Source organism: Pontibacter sp. MBLB2868, from assembly GCF_051904785.1.
Classification (GTDB): Bacteria; Bacteroidota; Bacteroidia; order Cytophagales; family Hymenobacteraceae; genus Pontibacter.
In genome coordinates, this window is record NZ_CP196710.1 from 2,736,540 (window position 1) to 2,757,823 (window position 21,284).

Sequence of the window (21,284 nt, forward strand, 5' to 3'; positions counted from 1 at the left end):
CTTTAGTACATCAACCAAAGTCCACAACCAGATTGCAAATGGTATCAATAGAAACAAAAGCAGTTCTATACCTCCAAACCCTCCAATAAACAGTAGCAGATTCCCACTCATTCTTATGTCTTTTATATAAATTAAAAACCTATTCCTGAGCAGGAGCTTGCGCAAGCCCTAACTTCGCTTTTAGTGTTGCCACGTCGTCGGATGCTCTTTTTACCTCCGAGTGCTGTAAAGCCTTGTCAATTTCCTCGTCCACGGATCGGCTTTCATGAGCTATCTCGCCATAAGATTCTGCCAGAGCTTCCTCTACAGCTACTTTTTCTTTCATGCGCTCCAGAAGTGTAACTGTGCTGGACGAATCAATTTGAGCCAACTGCTTGTTGATCGTTTTAGTGGCATTGCTTACCGTAACTCTAGATTTTAGCGTTTTCAACTCATTCTCCCACTTGCTGATTGTGGAGCGCAGATTTTTTACACTGGCATCCAGTTGTTTAACAGACTTTTCAAATCGCTCCTGATCAGACTTGGCATTTTCTGACAGCTTACCATTTTCCTCCTTTTTAAGCAGGGCTTCACCGGCCAGCCTGTCAGCTTCAGTTGTCTCCAGATCACCTTTATGAGCACGCTGAAGAAGCTGTACCGCTTTGTTCTCGTAATCAGCGGCTTTGCTTTGATATTGATCGGCATCATTCCTGGCACGGATCGCCATTGCTTTTACCTCAGCCAAAGCACGCAGACTTTTCTCCAGGTCCTCTTTCATATCACGAATACCCTGCTCTGTCATCTTAATAGGATCTTCCAACTGATCGATAGCAGAATGTGTCTCGGCCTGCCCTATCTTGAAAATGCGTCTAAATATGTTCATAACTGTATGATTTTAAATTTTTAGAGAAATAAATTAACTGGTCCGAGTATTCACTCAGTAGAAGTGCAAGTGAATTAAAGCAGGCTTCTATTTCGCACAGATCAAGGGCTTCGAGCTGTAAAGTATCCCTGAAAATAACTTTCCGACCTGTTTCGTCAAGCACAAAAGCACCGTGTATTATGTCTCTGTTCTTTTGTAACAAACTGCGATATATCTCCATAGATGGCTCCGGCAGTTCCAGAATATATTGCTCCATTATGAGCAGCGGCTCTGCACAGCCAATTACCAGGTTTTTTATGCCCAGGCTTTCCTTTTCCACTACAAACAGGCACTCCAGCTCATCTTCAAAAGAGATCTGAAACTCCAGCTCCAGCAGATAGCCTTTCACTTTATCAAAGTAGTTGTTTCCCATATTCTTAAAATAAGTAGTTCAATGAATTTATAGTTTGGGCATACTTATCTTGTTTAGAGCAAGCTCCTGAGCCTGCTCTAGCAACAATAGAAGTCTTTAATTTTTGCCTGCCTTTCAAACAGCTCTGTTAAGCTGCATTTGTAAAATAGTGTCTGTTGAGGTTGGACCGGGGAGACAACTTAGAATAAAGTATAAAAGGTTTTATACCTGTGCTATGGTTTGGAGCATCTAATTTAATAAACTAAATAGTTCTTAGCCTATATAACTATATTTATTTTTATCTTTCTGCTGCTGCTCATAATTGTAGAATGTTTCGTATACTTGCCCACATTCATGTCTTATTTGACGATGTAATTATAATATAAATATTAATACGCTCAAAATATTAGCAAGGTTATTTTTTTGTATGTCATATATTGGAAAGAATATTAAGAAGATCCGGACTGTTAAAAACCTCAGTCAGGCAGCATTTGCTCAGCTGTTTAACCTAGCCCGGCCAAGCGTAGGAGCGTATGAAGAAGGACGTTCTGAGCCCAAAATTGACACTTTGGTACAGATTGCACAGCATTTTGGCATTTCAGTAGATCTGCTTTTAACCAAAGAGCTTACCATTAACGAGCTTTATGGATTCGACATATTTAAGAAAGGACTGAGCAAAGAGGAAGTTCTCAAAAAAGTAGCAGCAGCTGCTGACAGCACCAATCAATTTCCGCTGATAACCGGAACACATTCCGAAACTTATCCAGTTAAAAGTGCTGATCCAGCCTATGTTTCCTCACTCCCTACTGTCTCCGTACCCTTAAAGCAACCTGCCACAGAAACCAGAGCCTTTGAAATTACTACTGCAGAACTACAACTTTATGGAGTTCAAGTGGGAGATATTGCGCTATGTACTGCTACTAAAAAGAACTCCCAGACCTTAAGTGCAGCACGTATGTTTGCAGTTGTTACCACTGACAGCATCCGGTTTGGGAAACTGATCCAATCTAATAATAACAAAACGCTACAATTTGAAGCTAACCTCCCAGACGCCTCTGACCTGGAAATAAGTATGGATCAGGTGCAGGAACTATGGGAGATACAGGCCTTGATCAGCTACACGCCAACCTCACCAGAAACAAAGGGAGACAAAATAGCCATACTAGAAAAAAAGGTTGAGAACCTGATAAAGCGTATGGAAAAATTAGAACAAAAAGATAAACATTAATTAATACTCATCACATTGTCAAAGCTACCCAACCGTGCATATTTCAGCCCTGGAAACGACTGCCTGGATGCCATACTTGAATGCATCAACAGTGCAGAAGATTCTCTAAAGATCTGCGTTTTCACCATCAGCGATGATCGTATTACAAGTGCCATACTGGACGCTCATAAAAATGGTATTCAGATAAAGGTGCTTACAGATAATGAAAAGCTCTTTGACAAGGGTTCTGATATACAGGAACTGGCAGCAAAAGGAATTCCTGTACGGGTGGATATGACACACAACCACATGCACCACAAATTTGCCATCATTGATAACGAGGCGATACTAACCGGCAGTTATAACTGGACCCGCAGTGCAGCCAATTACAACCATGAAAACATACTTATCACCCATGACAGGGATACTGTTCTGGCCTATTGCCAGGAGTTTGACCTATTGTGGGATGAGATGGAAACGCTTGCTGGAAGCGCTGGGGAATTTTAAAGCGCAAATACTGTCACGACTTTAAAAACGAGCAATAAAAACCGCGCCTGCCTTAGTTACACACAAAGGCAGGCGCGGTTCGTACAAAGTTATTTTGTGAGGTAGCTTTACTCAGCCGTCCAGAGCACGCGCTCCTGGTCAGCTAATACAAGCAGCACACGTGGAGGGTTTGCCACTAAAACCAGGCGCATTTCCACACCCGGGAAAGAATCTGATTCTACCCATACACCCTCCTGCTCCTCGTTGCTGAGTTCCAGATTAGTCAGGGCACTTGCCATGTAGGCAGTAGGTAAAAGTATGTCGGCGTCAGATTTTATCTTTCCATGCACGTCTTCCAACACATCTTCCAGATAGTCTCCGTATTCTTCATTGAAATCATCTTCAAGATCATGGAGTTCTTCTTCAATATCATCATAACGCTCATCGTTATAATCCAAAGCATTGAGTTCCTGCTTCTTCTCCAGGATAGCAACAATAGAGCTGTTCAGGGCATTTGCGTTCATGGGTTCTTCTTATTTTTTACAAAGTTGACAACATGCCTTAGCAATTGCAAGTATTCCTAATGATAATTTGTATTGCTTTGATACTGGTTTTGATAAATATTTAAAAGCTGTATTTTTACAAAAATCACCATAAAAACTATTTTTAGAAACTATGGCAACAGATATTCTGCCTTTAAATGGCACCGATCATATTGAGTTTTATGTAGGCAATGCCAAGCAGGCTGCCCACTTCTACCAAACAGCTTTTGGTTTTAAGCTCGTGGCATACGCAGGCCCTGAAACAGGTGTCCGTGATCGTGCTTCCTATGTGCTACAGCAGGAGAAAGTGCGTTTTGTGCTGACAACTTCCCTTGACCCTAACTCTGATATTTCGAAGCATGTGCAGTTGCACGGCGATGGCGTAAAAGTACTGGCCCTTTGGGTTGATGATGCTGAAGAAGCTTTTCGCGGAACTGTGGAGCGTGGCGCAAAACCATCGCTGGAGCCTAAAACATTGCGTGACGAAAATGGCGAAGTTAAAGTGGCCTCTATCCACACGTATGGCGACACGATCCATACTTTTGTAGAGCGAAAGAACTACAACGGCCCTTTTATGCCAGGTTTTATAGCAAAGGAAAGTATAGTAGAAGTAGAGCCTGTAGGCCTGAAGTATGTAGACCATTGCGTAGGCAACGTGGAACTGGGCCGCATGAATGAATGGGTTGAATTCTATGAAAAAGTAATGGGCTTTAACCTGCTGCTCACCTTCGATGACAAGGACATCAGCACAGAGTATACCGCCCTCATGTCTAAAGTGGTATCGAATGGAAATGGCTACATTAAGTTTCCGATAAACGAGCCTGCCGCCGGCAAAAAGAAGTCGCAGATAGATGAGTACCTTGAATTTTACAAAGGAGCCGGTGTACAACACATCGCAATTGCCACAAACGATATACTGCACACAGTGAGCGAACTGCGCCGCCGTGGTGTAGAATTTCTTTATGTACCGGAAACATACTACGAAGATCTGATAGAGCGAATCGGTCACATTGACGAGGACATGGGCGAGTTGCGAAAACTTAATATCCTGGTAGACCGTGATGATGAAGGGTACCTGCTGCAGATATTTACGAAACCTGTGGAAGACAGACCTACTGTATTCTATGAGATCATCCAGCGAAAAGGAGCCAAGTCTTTTGGTAAAGGAAACTTCAAAGCCCTGTTCGAAGCGATAGAGCGTGAACAGGAGTTAAGAGGAAACCTCTAGTACCAAAATAAAGTATAGAAGCCCGTGAATTTCCGGGCCATTGAACTAGAATTATTTACAAAATCACACCAGTACTTTCAGTTGTACTTTTGGTACAGAAACGGCTGGTGTGATTTTTTGTGCAGCAAATTGTAATAAAAAAACCTTTTACAGAACACGAAATGATCGACTCAAGCATACGCCAAAAAATTGACAGTTGGCTAGCCGGCAACTATGACGAAGCCACAAAAAATGAAATTACCGGCATGCTGGACCGCGGCGAAGACGAAGCGCTTTCCGATGCTTTTTACAAAGACCTTGAATTTGGTACAGGAGGTTTGCGCGGCATTATGGGTGCAGGCAGTAATCGCATGAACCGCTATACGTTAGGGATGGCAACGCAGGGCCTTTGTAACTATCTGAAGCAGAATTTCCCGGATGAGCAGGTAAAAGTGGCCATTGCCCACGATTGCCGCAATAACTCAGACAACTTTGCCCGCATTGCAGCCGAGATATTCTCTGCAAATGATATAAAAGTATACTTGTTCAATGAGCTGCGACCAACCCCGGAACTTTCTTTTTCTATACGTCACCTTGGCTGCCAGAGCGGTGTGGTGGTAACAGCATCTCACAACCCCAAAGAATACAACGGGTACAAAGTGTACTGGAACGATGGCGCACAGGTAACTTCCCCTCACGACAAAAACATTATTGCCGAAGTAAATAAGATCACTTCTATTGATGAAGTAAAGTTTGAGGCAAAGCCGGAGAATATCCAGATGATCGGCAAAGAAGTAGACGAAGCTTATATGGAGCGTGTACTTGGCTTGTCAGTTTCTAAAGATGCCATCAAGCGCCAGCACGACCTTAAAATAGTCTATTCATCTATCCATGGCACAGGTATAACGCTGGTACCGGAAGTACTGAAGCGTTTCGGTTTTACCAATGTGCATGTGGTGCAGGAGCAGGCTGAACCAAATGGCAACTTCCCGACGGTGATTTACCCGAACCCGGAAGAGAAAGAAGCCATGACCCTTGCCCTGAACAAGGCCAAAGAAATTGATGCAGATCTTGTAATGGCCACCGACCCAGACTCTGACCGTGTGGGTATTGCTGTAAAAAACCTGAAAGGTGAGTTTGTTCTTTTGAATGGCAACCAAACAGGTGCTTTACTGATCAACTACCTGCTGCAGGCATGGCAAAACGCTGGCAAGCTTACCGGGAAAGAGTTTGTCGTAAAAACCATTGTTACCACAGATCTTATCAAAGATATTGCCGACAGCTACAACGTTACCATGTACGAAACCCTGACCGGATTTAAGTACATTGCTGAGGTGATCCGTGAAAAAGAAGGCAAGGAAGTATACATTGGCGGTGGCGAGGAAAGTTACGGTTATATGATCGGTGATTTTGTACGCGACAAAGATGGTATTTCAGCCTGTGCCCTTATTGCAGAAATGGCGGCAGTAGCAAAGGACAAAGGGCAAAGCCTGTTTGAAATGATGGTGGAGATGTACCAGAAGTATGGCTTCTACAAAGAGGAGCTGGTATCATTTACTAAAAAAGGACAGCGCGGCGCAGAAGAGATCCAGCAAATGATGGCCGACATGCGCAGCAATCCACCTCAAAGTATAGCTGGCTCAAATGTAGTTGAGATCAACGATTACAAAACAAGCACACGTAAATTAGTACTTACAACTGAGGAGCAGAAGCTTAAACTGGAAAGCTCTAACGTTCTGCAGTACCTGACCGAAGACGGAAGCAAAATATCTGCCCGTCCGTCCGGAACCGAACCAAAGATCAAGTTCTACATCAGTGTAAATGAACCACTACATTCTACGTCTGATTATGACAAGGTAGAGCAGCAACTAAACCAGAAGATAGAGCAGATCCTGAAAGACCTGAAACTGAAGGAATAGTGTTGATTATAAGCTAATTGAAAGGCTAAACTGTTTAATGAAAACATTAACAGTTTAGCCTTTTTAGTTTTGCGGCACCATGCCCCCTGCTCATGTAGAGAGAACAGTTATGTGCTGTAGCATTTGCGCAGGTAAATGCTACGTTGCTCTGGCAGTTGGAATAAACCCACCCCTACCCCTCCGAGGAGGGGAATGCCTGCAGGTTTTATCATTCACCACTTCAAAGGGAGATTTTTTCATTGTACTTACAAACAGCAAAGGCAGTGGTTATCGAAATGTTCCAAGTCCTTGGGTGGGGGTAGGGGCCCTCGTATAAAGAGCGCCTTGTGCATGTTGCGGTGCCCGCCAGGGTAGCCGAAGCAGCGCGGAGGCAGCTTCAGGCACACAGCGCGATGCCTGAGTTAGTTTACCCCGAAGAATTTCGGGGAGCCCCCGCGGGCTTGAGCGCACCAAAATAAGCAATGGAAAAGGACATAGCTAAGACTGAGGATCAGCTTCAGCTAGAATGTATTGCAGTAATAGTAAAATGAGGCTCAACGGCAGCTAGAAAGATTAGCAGGATCATAAGGAAGTCTACACAGATCTCTACTGCCGTCTAGTCGACAGATTGACAAGAGATAAAGAAAAGCAGAAATGGCAAAGCTATAGTCTCACTAACAACAAAAAGAAAAGCCGCTGGTCTTTGAACACAGCGGCTAATCTCCCTTTGGCTATAAGTTGAAACGTATTGTAATCATTTTCTATTAAACAGTGGCAACGTGTTTTTTATTGCCTTAAATAGTCATCTGTTTAAAATGGAGGTTCTTCATCAAATTTAGAAGTAGGGAACCCTCCCCCACCATTGCTGCCATCGTTCATCCGGCTGCCTAAACGGATAGAACCAGGAGCATCTGTATCGAAGGTACTGTTTGGCAGAGCATTAAACCCACCCATACTGTCTCCTCCAAAATCACTTTCCAGGTTTGTAAACTTAGTAAACTTGCCAATAAACTTCAACTGCACATTTTCCAGGGATCCATTACGGTGCTTGGCAATGATCACCTCTCCTACTCCGGCTGTTGGGTTACCCATTTCATCCTCGGTTATACCGTAGTATTCCGGACGGTAAAGGAAGCAAACCATGTCGGCATCCTGCTCAATGGAACCGGATTCACGAAGGTCGGAAAGCTGTGGACGTTTATCACCACCACGGGTTTCTACGGCACGGCTTAGCTGCGACAGGGCAATTACCGGAACGTTCAGTTCTTTTGCAAGCATTTTAAGTGCCCGTGAGATAGAGGCAATTTCCTGTTCACGGTTACCGCCACCTTTGCCGTCAGCGTTTCCGCTCATCAGCTGCAGGTAGTCAATAATAATCATCTGGATGTCATACTGCGCTTTCAGTCGGCGACACTTGGTGCGCAGCTCACGGATAGAAAGCCCTGGCGTATCGTCAATATAGATCGGAGCTTCGGTTAGCTTCGCTATCTTATGGTTCAGCTGTGCCCACTCATATTCTTCCAGGCTACCCTTCTTAATTTTCTCTGATTCCAGCTCTGCCTCCGACGAGATCAAACGATTCACGAGCTGCAAGGACGACATCTCGAGAGAGAAGATAGCGACACCTTTACCAAAGTCCACAGCAGCGTTACGCATGCATGATAGTACGAAGGCTGTTTTACCCATCGCAGGTCGTGCGGCAAGTATAACTAAGTCAGATTTCTGCCAGCCAGACGTAACCCGGTCCAGGGCAACAAGGCCGCTTGGCACTCCGGTCAAGCCATCCGCCTGCTTCCGTTTTTCCTCCAGTTCTTTGATTGCCATGTGCATCAAAGAACGCATATCATCAAAGTTCTTTCGTATGTTGGATTCCGATACTTCGTAGAGTTTCGCTTCTGTTTTGTCCAGCAGTTCGAATACGTCAGTCGTATCTTCGAAAGCGCTTGAAAGAACTTCTGAAGAGATGGAGATCAGATCGCGTTTGATGGAGTTCTCTGTAATGATACGGGCATGGTACTCAATGTTTGCCGCTGAGTTTACACGCGTAGTAAGCTGCGTTACATAGTAAGCGCCCCCTGCCAGTTCTAACTCCCCATGCTCCCGCAGCTCATGCGTTACCGTCAGAATATCGATCGGCTCCGATTTATCAAACAGCGAAAGAATGGCTTTAAAAATTCGCTGGTGCGCCTCTTTGTAGAAACTCTGCGGCCGCAGAATATCTATCACATTTGTTAGGGCATCCTTTTCCAGCATCAGAGCACCTAGCACGGCCTCCTCCAGATCAAGTGCCTGCGGCGGCTTTTTACCTAATTCCGATACAACAGGGGCTTTTTTTTGCCACCCGTTCCGGTTGCCAGCAGGTTTCACATTCATTTTCATCTCCTCCATAAGCACAAATTTAACAGATAAGCCGTAGAAGCAATCTTTATAAGTGTGTTAATAATCCACAAGATATCCACAAAGTATCAACATATTAGTGTATAGCTATTTTATTTTAGTCAGGGACTTATAACTTTGTCTGTTTCACATCAAATTGCCTGGACCATGGAGAAGAAGGAAATACAGCACATACATCTGATCGCCGTTGGGGGGAGCATCATGCACAACCTTGCATTGGCATTGCACGATAAGGGCCTGAAAGTGACAGGCTCAGACGATGAGATCTACGAACCTGCCAAAAGCCGCCTGGCTGCCGCTGGTATTCTGCCCGAGAAGGAAGGATGGTACCCAGAGAAAATTGATGCAAAGCCTGATGCCGTTATACTTGGCATGCATGCCCGCCCGGACAACCCGGAGCTCAAGCGTGCGAAGGAGTTGAATTTACCGATCTACTCCTTCCCGGAATTTATTTACGAGCAGAGCAAAGACAAGCAACGCATTGTGATCGGGGGTAGCCATGGCAAGACTTCCATTACTTCTATCATCATGCACGTGCTAAAGCACCTGGGCCGCAAGTTCGACTATGCCGTAGGCGCCCAGCTGGAAGGCTTTGACCGTATGGTGAAATTAACTGACGATGCCCCGGTCATCATTATCGAAGGCGACGAGTACCTCTCTGACCCGATCAAGCGCATACCTAAGTTTCACCTGTACCATCACCACATCGGGGTGATCAGCGGGATCAGCTGGGATCATATCAACGTGTTTCCTGACCCGGACAATTACCGTGAGCAGTTCCGTGTTTTTGCAGAGATGACTCCCAAAGCCGGTTCGCTGATCTACAACCAGGATGATGAGCAGGTACAGCTGGTTGCAGTGCCTCGTAACCCAGCTGATATTGCTTATATCGGCTATGGCGTACATGATTACAGCATTAAAAACGGAAAGACCATACTTCACACCAAAAAGGATGGCGATATAGAAATTCAGCTTTTCGGTGAGCACAACCTGCGCAACATAAATGCAGCTAAAGAGGTGTGCAAGAAAATCGGCGTGAAGGCACATGACTTCTATGAGGCGCTTAAATCATTTAAAGGTGCTGCCAAACGCCTTGAAAAATTAGGCGAAAGTGACACTTCCGCAATATTCAGGGATTTTGCTCATGCCCCCTCTAAAGTAAAGGCAACTACTGAAGCGGTAAAGGAGCAGTTCCCAAAACGTGAATTAGTGGCCGTAGTCGAGCTTCATACTTTCAGTAGCCTTAACAAGAATTTTCTACCGCAGTATGCCGGCGCATTGGATAAGGCAGATGAAGCCATCGTTTTTTTCAGCCCGAAAACCATTGAGCACAAGCGCATGGAGATGCTAACGGAGGATGAGCTGAAACAGGCATTTAAGAATCCGGGCATAAAAATATTTACTGATGCTGAGGCACTGCAGCAGCACCTTACAACCCGAAACTGGCAAAATGCGAACCTGCTGCTCATGAGCTCAGGCACATACAATAACATGAACCTGGAGGCGCTAAAAAAAGCGGTTCTTTAATACACATAACCAAGAGCTATGAAGCTAAATTTAAAGCGCCCTATTGTATTCTTTGACCTGGAAACGACCGGTACTGACATCTCGAAGGACAGAATTGTAGAGATAAGCGTATTGAAAGTGATGCCTGATGGTGAAGAGATCCTGAAAACACGTAAAATAAACCCAGGTATTCCTATTCCATTGGAGTCCAGCCTCATACACAAGATATACGATGAAGATGTAAAGGATTGTCCTCCGTTTAAGCAGGTTGCCCGCGACCTGGACCAGTTCCTGAAGGGCTGTGACCTGGGCGGCTATAATCTGCTACGTTTCGACATCCCTTTACTGGCCGAGGAATTTCTGCGCTGCGACATTGATTTTGATATCGAGAACAGGAACGTAGTGGATGCCTGCCGTATTTTTCACCAGATGGAGAAGCGCACCCTTTCTGCTGCCTATAAATTTTACTGTGATAAATCTTTAGAGAACGCACACAGCGCAGAGGCTGACACTGTGGCTACCTATCACATCCTGATGGCACAGTTAGACCGCTATCAGAATACGCCGGTAGAGGTAACGGAAGGAGTTGAGGAATACCCGGTGCAGAACGATATGGAGCAGCTGCACAAATTCACGGTTCAGAAAACAGCCGATCTATCCGGCCGGATCGTGTACAATAATTCTGGGCAGGAAGTGTTTAACTTTGGCAAGTATAAGAATGTGTCTGTGGAGGAAGTGCTTCAGAAAGAACCAAGTTATTATGACTGGATGATGAAAGGCGACTTCCCGCTTCATACAAAAAAAGTACTGACACGCATACGCCTGCGGAATGTGCAGTTATCGTAACCGATACATTTCATAAAAACAGAAGGGGCTGCCAATATTGGCAGCCCCTTCTGTTTTTATGAAATGTATCGCGTCATCGCATGGCCCCTACCCTTGTGTTTCTTAGTAGCCCGTTGGTTTGCGACACTTTATGCACGCATTTATTTTCTATAGAGCGGGAACCGCATTCACACCCGGTTATCTTATTACCCGAATATGTAAAATAGCAGAAGCTGCATCCAATAGAAGCCTGGCACATGTGCTTATCTCCCTGGCTGCTGAGGTAAAGGCTGTTATCAGACGCAATATCCAACTCCAGCGCCATCGAACGGAAGGCTCCGTTTCGCATTCCCAAACCAACCAGGTAATAGGCAGCAGTATCCTCCTCCACTTCCTGCACCTTCCGGATCATAACTTTATCTACAACTGTTCCGTCACCGAACTCACGGATAAAGGGTTGCAAAAGAACTTCTTTTGAAACAATGTAATGCACACTATCTGAAACCACCTGTGCCAGTAAAACACCGTCATACTTCATAGGTGCAGCCTCCCCCTCTATCTGCTCCACAGGCTCCTCGCTGTCCTGCGGAAACGACTCTCTTCTGGTACAAGCCGAAACAATTAAGAGCAACAGCGCCCAAAAGAGCACAGGCTGAAAAACGGCACGCCAGCAGCGGCCAAGGGTGAAAGTGTGCATATAGGTTTTATCTGGTTATTTACGGTAATACTTGAGGGCCTCCGGCATATGCTTCTTCAGGTCGGCTACTCGTGTTCCGGCGCTTGGGTGAGTAGAAAGGAATTCTGGCGGTGCTCCACCTCCTTGTGACTCCATACGCTGCCAGAAAGGGATTGCCTGTTGTGGATCATATCCGGCCATGGCCATGAAGATCAATCCCAGGCGATCAGCCTCCGACTCCTGATCACGACCATACTTCAGCATGCCTAACTGAGAGCCAACGCCATAAGCAGCCATCAAAAGGTTGGCTGCTGTGCCCGGCTGTGATCCGGCAAGTGCAGACAGTGTTTGTCCTCCAAACTGCTGAACCAATGCCTGACTCATACGCTCGTTACCATGCTTGGCAATGGCGTGGGCAATCTCATGACCCATTACGACAGCAAGACCTGTTTCGTTCTGTGCTACAGGCAGAATTCCTTCATAAACTACAGTTTTACCTCCAGCCATGGCGAAAGCATTTACCTGTTCGTCTTCAATGAGGTTAAACTCCCATTTATAGCCAGCCAGTTCGTTCTGCAAACCATTCGCTGCCATATACTGCTCTACCGCATTCTCAATACGGTTACCAACACGTTTTACCATGGCTGTCGCCTGTGAATTTCTGGAGAGTTTATGCTCCTTCAGAAACTGGTCATACGCTTCATAACTCATCGCCTGCATTTCCGCATCGGATACCAGGCTTAGCTGACGGCGGCCTGTAATAGGCACAGTAGTACATCCTACCATTATCACCATAGCTATCGCAAAAGCAACTATTTTCTTATACATCATTTTTGAATTTTACTGGTTCTTTAAAATCGTTTTCAAATTTTGAACCAATTTATCAGAAACCAAACGTTAATACATTAAAAAATTAACATATCACCATACTTCATTAACTACATCCTATCGTATAAACGCAGGAGGCCTTGCTCAACAAAGTACAATATGTGTTGTTGGATTATACGTCTGTCGGAGTGCAAAATGTTATCTGTATGAGCAGCACAATAAATTATGGCCTAAAATGTTTATCAGGAAACAGGCTACTGGTAAACAGGGTAGTATAAGGAGGCAGAAGCCTCAAAAAAACAAACGGATAAATTTTTACTTTTTTAGGTGAGGCAACGTTAGAAACCCTATTTTTGAGATTCGGAAAACCTAACGTATCATGCAATGAAGATATTAGCTATAGGAAGAAACTACGCTGAGCATATAGCCGAGTTAAAAAATGAAGTGCCTGATGAGCCTGTCATTTTTTTTAAGCCAGACACAGCGGTTTTACGTAACAACGAACCGTTCTATTATCCCGAATATACAAATGATGTACACCACGAGGCAGAACTTATTCTGCGCATTTGCCGGGAGGGGAAAAATATCGAAAAAAAGTTTGCGCACAAATATTATGATGCCATCGGATTGGGTATCGATTTCACGGCACGTGACATTCAGGCAAAGGCCAAAGCAAAAGGACTACCCTGGACATTGGCTAAAGGCTTTAACGGCTCCGCACCTATCTCGGAGCTTCTGCCCCTCGACCATTTCACGGACCTGCAAAACATCAGCTTCAGGCTCGATGTGAACGGCGAAACCAGGCAAAAGGGCAATTCGAATATGATGCTGAACTCTTTCGATGATATTATCGCTTACATTTCACGCTTTATTACACTAAAAACAGGAGATATCATTTTTACGGGAACACCAGAGGGTGTTGGCCCGGTTAAGATAGGAGATAGATTAGAAGGGTATGTTGAAGACAAAAAATTACTGGATTTCGAAGTTAAATAAGAAGCGGCTGGTGCTTGCCGCCCTGTCGCTGTTTACCACCTGCAGCACGTTTGCTCAGTTTGGGCCTGATAATGCTGCACCCAATGCCTCTGCTACTCCCAAAATTGTGGAGCCTAAGCCCGGTTATTTTTTGTTCCCGATCAAACCCGGCGAGCGCAATTACCTGTCTGGTTCTATGGGTGAGATCCGGTCTAACCACTTCCATGGTGGCCTGGATATTAAAACTGATCAGCGTGAGGGGTTGCCGGTGCATGCTGCTGCGGATGGCTATATTTCCAGGGTAAAACAATCTACCTACGGCTACGGCAATATCATTTTTGTGACGCACCCAAACGGGTTAGTAACAACATACGCGCACCTGCGGGAATACGAAAAGCCATTGGCCGACTTTGTGCGGCAGCGGCAGTATGATAAGAAAACATTTGAACTTGAGCTTTTCCCGGAGCCGGGCCGTTTCCCGGTCAAGCGTGGCGAAATTATTGGTTATTCCGGTAATACAGGAGGTTCTGGCGGTCCTCACCTGCACTTTGAAATTCGTGATGTGCAAGATCACCTGTACAATCCGCTGAAGTATAAATTCTCGGAAATAGTAGATACCACACCACCGGACATTTATACTTTAGGCATTACGCCTTTAAACATTAATGCCCGCATCGAAAACGAGTTTGACCGCGTTGAGTACCGCACCACGCAGAAAGGTGGTTCGGTTTCTTTACCCGATACGGTACATGCCAATGGCATGATAGGTCTGGAAGTACAGACTGTAGACAAACTGGACGGAGCTTCAAATAAAAACGGCACACAGGAAATAACCCTTTTTGTTAACGGGAAGCAGGTGTACAGCCACTACATCGACCAGGTTCCTTTTGAGTTGTCTCGCCAGGTTTCGCAGCACATCAATTATAATATTTATAAACACCAGGGCCGCTCTTTCCAGAAGGCTTTTGTGGATTACGGAAACGATTTGCCGCTTTATAAGGCCAGTGGGCGCCAGGGCAGGCTTGTAGTTCGCCCTGACTCTGTTTATCAGGTAAAGCTTGTAGCCCGGGACTCTTATAACAATACCTCTACACTGAGCTTTGTGGTAAAGGGGCAAAAGCCTATGTTTAGCCAGACAATTTCCAAAACAGTTAAAAAAGCGGACCTGGAACATGAGGTAATTGGTAACGTGCTTAAAATCAGTGCCACCGATACCAGTAGCACTCCTCAGAATATTGAGCTGTTTGTAGGCAACAAAGCACTTACACTTGTACCGAGCTATGTAAAGAACTCCACTTCTGTAAGTTTATATGACTTGCGGGCAGGCATCCCGGACTCCATGCGCTTCTGTGGCGTGTCTACAACTTTTGATCTGGAACAAATGGTACCTCCGGCCAAGGATTTTGCCTATACAAACAAGGACATGAAAATTGTGTTCGATAAAGAATCGCTTTACGACACACTGTACCTGAAGACCAGCCTGAATGGCGATGTGTATACTATTGGTGACTATTTTACGCCCCTTCATAAGGCAATGAAAGTTACGATAACGCCTCCCAATACGGTGAAAGACAAATCAAAGGCTGCCGTTTATTTCCTGGGTACAGGCCGTGGCCGTGGCTTCGAAGGCGGGCAGTGGGACGGAAACACCATCACCTTTACAACCCGCAACATGGGCAAGTTTAAAGTAATGGAAGATAACCGGCCACCTACTATCAGGTTGTTGAGCAAAAGTAAAGAGCAGATCAGGTTCCGTATCGGAGATGACCTCTCGGGAATCAACTCATTCAACGCTTATATTAACGGTGAATGGCTGTTAATGAAGTATGAGCACAAAGCGGCGATGATTTACTCTGAAAAGTTGGATAAAAGTGTACCTTTGTCAGGTGAAGTAGTTTTGAAGGTGAAGGACAATGCTGGCAACGAAGCCACCTATACTACAACTATCTGACAAACCTTATGGAACTTAATATCGGCGATAAAGCCCCGGAGTTTGAAGGAAGGGACCAGAACGGCAATTCTGTGAAACTTAGCGATTATCGGGGCAAAAAAGTGATCCTGTACTTTTACCCAAAGGATAATACACCTGGCTGTACTGCACAGTCCTGCAACCTGCGCGATAATTACAGCGACCTGCAAAAGAATGGCTATGAAGTGATCGGCGTTAGCATCGATAGTGAGAAATCGCACCAGAACTTTATCAGCAAATTTGAGTTGCCATTTACGCTACTAGCTGACACTGATAAACAAATAGTGGAGCAATACGGTGTCTGGCAAGAAAAATCGATGTACGGCAGGAAGTATATGGGCACTATGCGCTATACTTTCTTAATCGATGAGGAGGGGGTGATACAGGATATCATTACCAAAGTAAAAACGAAGGAACACGCCGAACAAATACTGAAATAATATGAACGCAGCTGCCCAAGAGGGCAGCTGCGTTTTTCGTATATTTGAATTGGGTTTTTACTGCTAAACTCAGCCAGACCCACCCATAACAAAACAGTTTAACAATCCATATTTCAATAAAGTGAATCCACATAACAAGAGTATCGACGAGCTGAAAGAGATTGCTGCACAAGTGCGCAGAGACATTGTACGCATGGTACACGCCGTAAACTCAGGCCACCCAGGCGGCTCGCTTGGCTGCACAGACTATTTTGTATCCCTGTATTTCCGGGTAATGGACTACAGCACCGACTTCAATATGAATGGTGAAGGAGAAGATCTTTTCTTCTTATCTAACGGGCATATCTCCCCTGTTTGGTACAGCACGCTGGCACGCGCCGGCTTCTTCGATGTAAAAGAGCTTTCAACATTCCGTAAACTTAATTCACGCCTGCAGGGCCACCCGGCTACAGAAGAAGGCCTGGAAGGTATCCGCGTTGCTTCAGGTTCGTTGGGCCAGGGGCTTTCAGTAGCCATTGGTGCAGCACAATCTAAAAAGCTGAATAACGATGACAAGCTGGTTTATGTGCTGATGGGTGACGGTGAAGTGGAAGAAGGCCAGGTATGGGAAGCAGCCATGTATGCTGCTCACCACAAGATCGACAACCTGATTGCAACCATAGACAGAAACGGCCAGCAGATTGATGGCTCTACAAACGAAGTAATGGGGCTTGGCGACCTTAGAGCTAAGTTCGAAGCGTTTGGCTGGCATGTACTGGAAACGAACGGTAACAACTTTGAGCTTTTACTTGCTGCGCTCGAGGATGCAAAAAAATCTACCGGCCACGGGAAACCAATTATGATCCTGATGAACACAGAAATGGGTTACGGGGTAGATTTCATGATGGGATCACACAAATGGCATGGTGTAGCTCCGAATGATGAGCAGTTACAGGTTGCATTGCAGCAGCTGGCAGTTAAAGTCGCCTCAGACTACTAATAAATATTCTTTTCAGGTTGTAACGCTTAGCCCCCGGCTTCATGGCAAAATGGCTTAGATCAGTTATTATCGTTTTGCTGCTTATTTCAGCAAACGGGATTTCTATGGCCCAAAGTAAGAAGTCGCCACCTAAAACCAGGATCCTGTTTCTACTCGACGCCTCAGGCAGCATGCTTGCCAAATGGGAAAACAGCGACAGGATGGAGGTTGCAAAAAACCTGTTAGCGCACCTGGTAGACTCCCTTGAGCGCTATGATAATGTAGAAGTAGCTTTGCGCGTTTATGGTCATCAATCACCACGGGAACGGAATGACTGCAGGGATACGAAGCTGGAAGTACCTTTTACAGCTAATAACAACAGCGGTGCCATCAAAAAAAAGCTGGGGCAGATTGTGCCTCGTGGCAATACGCCTATTACCTATTCGCTGCAACAGGCCGCTGGTGACTTTCCGTCTGATAAATCCAGGAACGTTATCATCCTTATAACCGATGGTTTGGAATCGTGTAACGGTGACCCTTGCGCTGTGTCCCTGGCTTTGCAAAAAAAGCGTATTTTCCTGCGGCCATTTATCATTGGTATTGGCATAGCGCCAGAGTATGAGCAGCAACTTAGTTGTATTGGTCAATACTTTAACGCCGCTGATATCAAGACATTCCAGAATGTGCTGACGGAGATCGTGACACAGACGCTTAGCGAAACAACCGTGAGCGTGGAGTTGCTGGATGAAAAGGGAAGACCTGTGGAGACGAACGTCAACATGACTTTCCTGAATTCAGTGACCGGTGACACAGAGTATAACTACGTACATTATAAGAACAGCCAGGGGAAGACTGATGTGCTGGATGTGGATGCCCTGATCCCGTATGATTTAGTGGTGAACACCACACCTGCTGTAATTGAGCCAAACCTGAAGATAAAGCCCGGCCAACATAATATTATCCGGGTAAAAACACCTCAGGGAGACTTACACCTGCGCCAGGATGGCCCTTCGCCATACGGGCAGCTTATTGCACTGGTAAGGGAACAGGGGTCGTCACAGATTTTGAATGTGCAGCCGTTTGGTAACAGGCATAAATACCTGACCGGCACTTATGATCTGGAGATCCTGACATTGCCACGCATCCACATGAAGGGGGTGGAGATAAAGCAGGGACAGACGAATACCATTACGATCCCACCGCCAGGGCAACTGTCCATACCTTCGCAAATGCAGGGCTATGGCAGCATTTATGAACTGGATGACAGCGGCCGGCAACATTGGATCTATAACCTGCCTGAGGATTACAGCAAACTAACGCTGCCTTTACAGCCAGGAAAGTATAAGCTTGTTTACCGGATGAAATCAGCTCAGGCAAGCAAATTTACCGATGTGCAGGACTTTACTATCAAATCGGGGGCAACAACAACCGTTAAGATTTTCAACAGATAGAAAAAAACAGCATGCTACGGGTAACCACTACAGGAAACAGACCTACAGCATGTATCATACAAAAGACCTTTAAAGAACAATAACATACAGATGAAAGAGTACACGTATTCAGAGAAAAAAGACACACGTTCAGGCTTTGGTGCTGGCTTGCACGAGCTAGGTAAAAGCAACCAGAATGTAGTAGCCCTATGCGCCGACCTGACAGGTTCGCTTAAAATGGATGCATTCAAAAAGGACTTCCCGGAGCGCTTTTTCCAGGTAGGTATTGCTGAAGCAAACATGATGGGCCTTGCAGCTGGTATGACTATCGGTGGCAAGATCCCGTTCACGGGTACGTTTGCCAACTTCTCTACCGGCCGTGTATACGATCAGATTCGTCAGTCTATAGCCTACTCTGGCAAAAACGTAAAGATCTGTGCTTCTCATGCAGGCCTTACGTTAGGCGAGGACGGTGCCACTCACCAGATACTGGAAGACATCGGCATGATGAAAATGCTGCCGCATATGACAGTTATTAACCCATGCGACTTTAACCAGACAAAGGCTGCCACCATGGCAATTGCTGAATACGATGGTCCGGTTTACCTGCGTTTCGGACGCCCTGTCGTACCAAACTTCACCCCTGCCGATCAGAAATTTGAGATCGGTAAAGCCGTAATGCTGAACGAAGGCACGGATGTAACTATCATTGCTACAGGACATTTAGTTTGGAAAGCGATTCTTGCCGGCCATTTATTAGCTGACAAAGGCATCTCGGCTGAAATTATAAATATACACACCATTAAACCTTTGGACGAAGAAGCAGTCTTAGCTTCGGTGCGCAAAACGAAATGTGTTGTATCTGCGGAAGAGCACAACCGTTATGGAGGCCTTGGCGACAGCATTGCACAAGTACTGGCCAAAAACTTCCCTGCACCACAGGAGTACGTAGCCACCGATGATACTTTTGGTGAGTCTGGTACTCCGGAAGAACTAATGGAGAAGTATGGCTTATCAGAAAATGACATTGTTGCTGCCGCAGAGCGCGTGATCAGCAGAAAGCAATAGCAATATCGGTTAACAGAATTCTGAAAGAGGCTGTGCTGATAAAAGGTACAGCCTCTTTTTTATTACCTTCAGCTAAAGAAAACAGGAACATCTCCCAGCAAACTGACGCGTGGAAGACAAAGAGCTTTTAGAAAAATTTGCACAACCCGAAAGCCGTAACCTGGCTTTTAACCAGCTTGTCCGGAAGTACCAGCAAAAAGTATACTGGCACATCCGTAAGATGGTTATTGACCATAACGATACCGATGACCTGACGCAGGAAGTGTTTGTGAAAGTATGGAAGAACCTGGACAATTTCCGAAAGGATGCCCAGCTTTACACCTGGATCTACCGCATTGCTACAAATGAATGCCTGACCTTTCTGGCTAACAAGAAAAAGCGCTTTTTCCTGCCCATACACGATGTGGCTGCAGAACTGTCAGACAAGATAGACTCCTCCTCTGATATTTCGGGAGATGAGATACAGCTTAAGCTACAGAAGGCGCTCCTGCGCCTCCCTGATAAGCAGCGCCTCGTGTTTAACATGAAGTATTATGATGAGATGAAGTATGAAGAAATGTCCGAGATTTTAGGCACCTCTGTTGGGGCATTAAAAGCATCTTATCATCTGGCAGTAAAAAAAATAGAAGAATTTTTAAAGCAGGATTAAACTTTAGCTTGTGTTACCTATCTAACAGGTACAGATGAACAAAATGAAAAAGGATTTTAAACTGGAGGATCTCCCAAAACACAATGTATACCAGGTGCCGGAAAATTACTTTGACCGCCTGCCTACACGTGTTATGGAAAGAACTGCTGCCGCAGGGAAACCCGAACAGGCATGGCTGCCAAGCCTGTGGCGTCCGCTACGGCTGGCAATCGCTCCCCTGGTACTACTGCTGGTTTTTGTTGGTGTGTACTTCTTCAATATAGCGCCAACAACACAGGAGCCCCAATATGCCTTGGGGCCGCTGGCAGAGCAGGATATCGTAGATTACCTGAATAACAATGAAGACCTGGAAGTAGCCGACTTTGCTGAGTTCAGTTCCTTGTCAGATCAGGAGCTCACCGCTGATTTTCTGAATATTAGCCCGACCAGCGCTGAGAAAGAACTTGAATACTATAATATTAAAGACTTAGAATATTAATTCACCCATGAAGCGTTACATAACACTATTATTCTTCTTTGTACTTGTGCTAAGTAGCTCTGCTGCCTTCGCCCAGGACAGGAGGGAAAACATTGAGGCCGCTAAAATTGCCTTTATTACTGACAGATTAAATCTCACACCCGAGCAAGCGCAGAAGTTCTGGCCTGTTTATAACGAGTATGAGAACAAGCGCCGAGATCTGATGAAAAACTACAGAAGCGGATACCGCAGAAACTTAGATGAACTCACAGATCAGGAGGCAAAGGATCGCCTTGAGGAGATGATCGATATCAAAGAAAAAGAACTTGCTTTGGAGAAAGAGTATATTGCCAGATATCAAAAAGTACTAGCTCCCAAACAAATCATTCAGTTGTACCGCGCAGATCGGGACTTTACAAAGTTGCTCCTAAAACGACTGGATAACAGAAGAGCTAACAACTAAAGGTTTTAAAATCATAGAGAACAAGAAAAGGCACTACATAACTGTAGTGC

21 protein-coding genes are annotated in these 21,284 nt (G+C 45.3%); 15 read left to right on the top strand and 6 right to left on the bottom strand.

Features of this window, described 5'->3' with window-relative positions; all coding sequences use genetic code 11:
* Nucleotides 1–139: 139 nt before the first annotated feature.
* Entirely contained in the window at nucleotides 140–862 is a 723-nt protein-coding gene (locus ACSX1A_RS11640) for a PspA/IM30 family protein (protein WP_439879822.1), read from the bottom strand.
* Entirely contained in the window at nucleotides 849–1,274 is a 426-nt protein-coding gene (locus ACSX1A_RS11645; RefSeq protein ID WP_439879823.1) for a YbjN domain-containing protein, read from the bottom strand. Before ACSX1A_RS11645 ends, ACSX1A_RS11640 begins: the two co-directional genes overlap by 14 nt.
* Before the next feature lie 406 nt (nucleotides 1,275–1,680).
* Between ACSX1A_RS11645 and ACSX1A_RS11650 the strand changes: the two genes are divergently transcribed.
* Nucleotides 1,681–2,481, top strand: a complete 801-nt coding sequence (locus ACSX1A_RS11650) for a helix-turn-helix domain-containing protein (RefSeq protein ID WP_439879824.1) — start codon at nucleotides 1,681–1,683, stop codon at nucleotides 2,479–2,481.
* A gap of 15 nt (nucleotides 2,482–2,496) precedes the next feature.
* Nucleotides 2,497–2,967: a phospholipase D-like domain-containing protein gene (locus tag ACSX1A_RS11655; RefSeq protein ID WP_439879825.1), complete on the top strand. Its 471-nt coding sequence runs from the start codon at nucleotides 2,497–2,499 to the stop codon at nucleotides 2,965–2,967.
* A 107-nt stretch (nucleotides 2,968–3,074) separates the two neighbouring features.
* Here ACSX1A_RS11655 and ACSX1A_RS11660 read toward each other — a convergent pair whose 3' ends face one another.
* Complete coding sequence (locus ACSX1A_RS11660; RefSeq protein ID WP_439879826.1) at nucleotides 3,075–3,470, bottom strand: hypothetical protein; 396 nt, start codon at nucleotides 3,468–3,470, stop codon at nucleotides 3,075–3,077.
* Nucleotides 3,471–3,621: 151 nt separating this feature from the next.
* Between ACSX1A_RS11660 and hppD the strand changes: the two genes are divergently transcribed.
* Both hppD and ACSX1A_RS11670 read left to right on the top strand, forming a co-directional pair.
* Nucleotides 3,622–4,716: a 4-hydroxyphenylpyruvate dioxygenase gene (gene hppD, locus ACSX1A_RS11665; RefSeq protein WP_439879827.1), complete on the top strand. Its 1,095-nt coding sequence runs from the start codon at nucleotides 3,622–3,624 to the stop codon at nucleotides 4,714–4,716.
* 161 nt (nucleotides 4,717–4,877) lie between these two features.
* Nucleotides 4,878–6,614, top strand: coding sequence for a phospho-sugar mutase (locus tag ACSX1A_RS11670; RefSeq protein WP_439879828.1), 1,737 nt, complete (start codon nucleotides 4,878–4,880; stop codon nucleotides 6,612–6,614).
* A gap of 789 nt (nucleotides 6,615–7,403) precedes the next feature.
* Here the strand turns inward: ACSX1A_RS11670 and dnaB are convergent.
* Nucleotides 7,404–8,972 (bottom strand): replicative DNA helicase, encoded by a 1,569-nt coding sequence (dnaB, locus tag ACSX1A_RS11675; RefSeq protein WP_439883553.1) that lies wholly within the window; start codon nucleotides 8,970–8,972, stop codon nucleotides 7,404–7,406.
* 135 nt (nucleotides 8,973–9,107) lie between these two features.
* Between dnaB and ACSX1A_RS11680 the strand changes: the two genes are divergently transcribed.
* The gene (locus ACSX1A_RS11680) at nucleotides 9,108–10,517 is read left to right on the top strand and encodes a UDP-N-acetylmuramate--L-alanine ligase (RefSeq protein WP_439879829.1); all 1,410 of its coding nucleotides are present in this window, start codon (nucleotides 9,108–9,110) and stop codon (nucleotides 10,515–10,517) included.
* Between the two features lie 18 nt (nucleotides 10,518–10,535).
* Complete coding sequence (locus ACSX1A_RS11685) at nucleotides 10,536–11,342, top strand: exonuclease domain-containing protein (protein ID WP_439879830.1); 807 nt, start codon at nucleotides 10,536–10,538, stop codon at nucleotides 11,340–11,342.
* Between the two features lie 73 nt (nucleotides 11,343–11,415).
* On the opposite strand, the gene ACSX1A_RS11690 is transcribed toward ACSX1A_RS11685, so the two are convergent.
* On the bottom strand, nucleotides 11,416–12,018 hold the full coding sequence (locus ACSX1A_RS11690; RefSeq protein ID WP_439879831.1) for a hypothetical protein: 603 nt from the start codon (nucleotides 12,016–12,018) through the stop codon (nucleotides 11,416–11,418).
* A gap of 15 nt (nucleotides 12,019–12,033) precedes the next feature.
* Nucleotides 12,034–12,825, bottom strand: coding sequence for a M48 family metallopeptidase (locus ACSX1A_RS11695; protein WP_439883554.1), 792 nt, complete (start codon nucleotides 12,823–12,825; stop codon nucleotides 12,034–12,036).
* A gap of 384 nt (nucleotides 12,826–13,209) precedes the next feature.
* Between ACSX1A_RS11695 and ACSX1A_RS11700 the strand changes: the two genes are divergently transcribed.
* The 9 genes from ACSX1A_RS11700 to ACSX1A_RS11740 all read left to right on the top strand — a co-directional run bounded on the left by ACSX1A_RS11700 (nucleotide 13,210) and on the right by ACSX1A_RS11740 (nucleotide 21,234).
* Nucleotides 13,210–13,821 (top strand): fumarylacetoacetate hydrolase family protein, encoded by a 612-nt coding sequence (locus ACSX1A_RS11700; RefSeq protein WP_439879832.1) that lies wholly within the window; start codon nucleotides 13,210–13,212, stop codon nucleotides 13,819–13,821.
* On the top strand, nucleotides 13,781–15,751 hold the full coding sequence (locus ACSX1A_RS11705) for a M23 family metallopeptidase (RefSeq protein WP_439879833.1): 1,971 nt from the start codon (nucleotides 13,781–13,783) through the stop codon (nucleotides 15,749–15,751). Before ACSX1A_RS11700 ends, ACSX1A_RS11705 begins: the two co-directional genes overlap by 41 nt.
* Nucleotides 15,752–15,759: 8 nt before the next feature.
* A complete protein-coding gene (gene bcp, locus ACSX1A_RS11710; protein WP_439879834.1) occupies nucleotides 15,760–16,209 on the top strand; it encodes a thioredoxin-dependent thiol peroxidase in 450 nt (149 codons plus the stop codon).
* A 121-nt stretch (nucleotides 16,210–16,330) separates the two neighbouring features.
* The gene (locus ACSX1A_RS11715; RefSeq protein WP_439879835.1) at nucleotides 16,331–17,188 is read left to right on the top strand and encodes a transketolase; all 858 of its coding nucleotides are present in this window, start codon (nucleotides 16,331–16,333) and stop codon (nucleotides 17,186–17,188) included.
* A 41-nt stretch (nucleotides 17,189–17,229) separates the two neighbouring features.
* A complete protein-coding gene (locus tag ACSX1A_RS11720; protein WP_439879836.1) occupies nucleotides 17,230–18,618 on the top strand; it encodes a vWA domain-containing protein in 1,389 nt (462 codons plus the stop codon).
* A gap of 90 nt (nucleotides 18,619–18,708) precedes the next feature.
* Nucleotides 18,709–19,665: a transketolase family protein gene (locus tag ACSX1A_RS11725; RefSeq protein ID WP_439879837.1), complete on the top strand. Its 957-nt coding sequence runs from the start codon at nucleotides 18,709–18,711 to the stop codon at nucleotides 19,663–19,665.
* 109 nt (nucleotides 19,666–19,774) lie between these two features.
* Complete coding sequence (locus ACSX1A_RS11730; RefSeq protein ID WP_439879838.1) at nucleotides 19,775–20,314, top strand: RNA polymerase sigma factor; 540 nt, start codon at nucleotides 19,775–19,777, stop codon at nucleotides 20,312–20,314.
* Between the two features lie 43 nt (nucleotides 20,315–20,357).
* Complete coding sequence (locus tag ACSX1A_RS11735) at nucleotides 20,358–20,792, top strand: hypothetical protein (RefSeq protein ID WP_439879839.1); 435 nt, start codon at nucleotides 20,358–20,360, stop codon at nucleotides 20,790–20,792.
* 7 nt (nucleotides 20,793–20,799) lie between these two features.
* On the top strand, nucleotides 20,800–21,234 hold the full coding sequence (locus tag ACSX1A_RS11740; protein ID WP_439879840.1) for a Spy/CpxP family protein refolding chaperone: 435 nt from the start codon (nucleotides 20,800–20,802) through the stop codon (nucleotides 21,232–21,234).
* The last annotated feature ends 50 nt before the right edge of the window (nucleotides 21,235–21,284 follow it).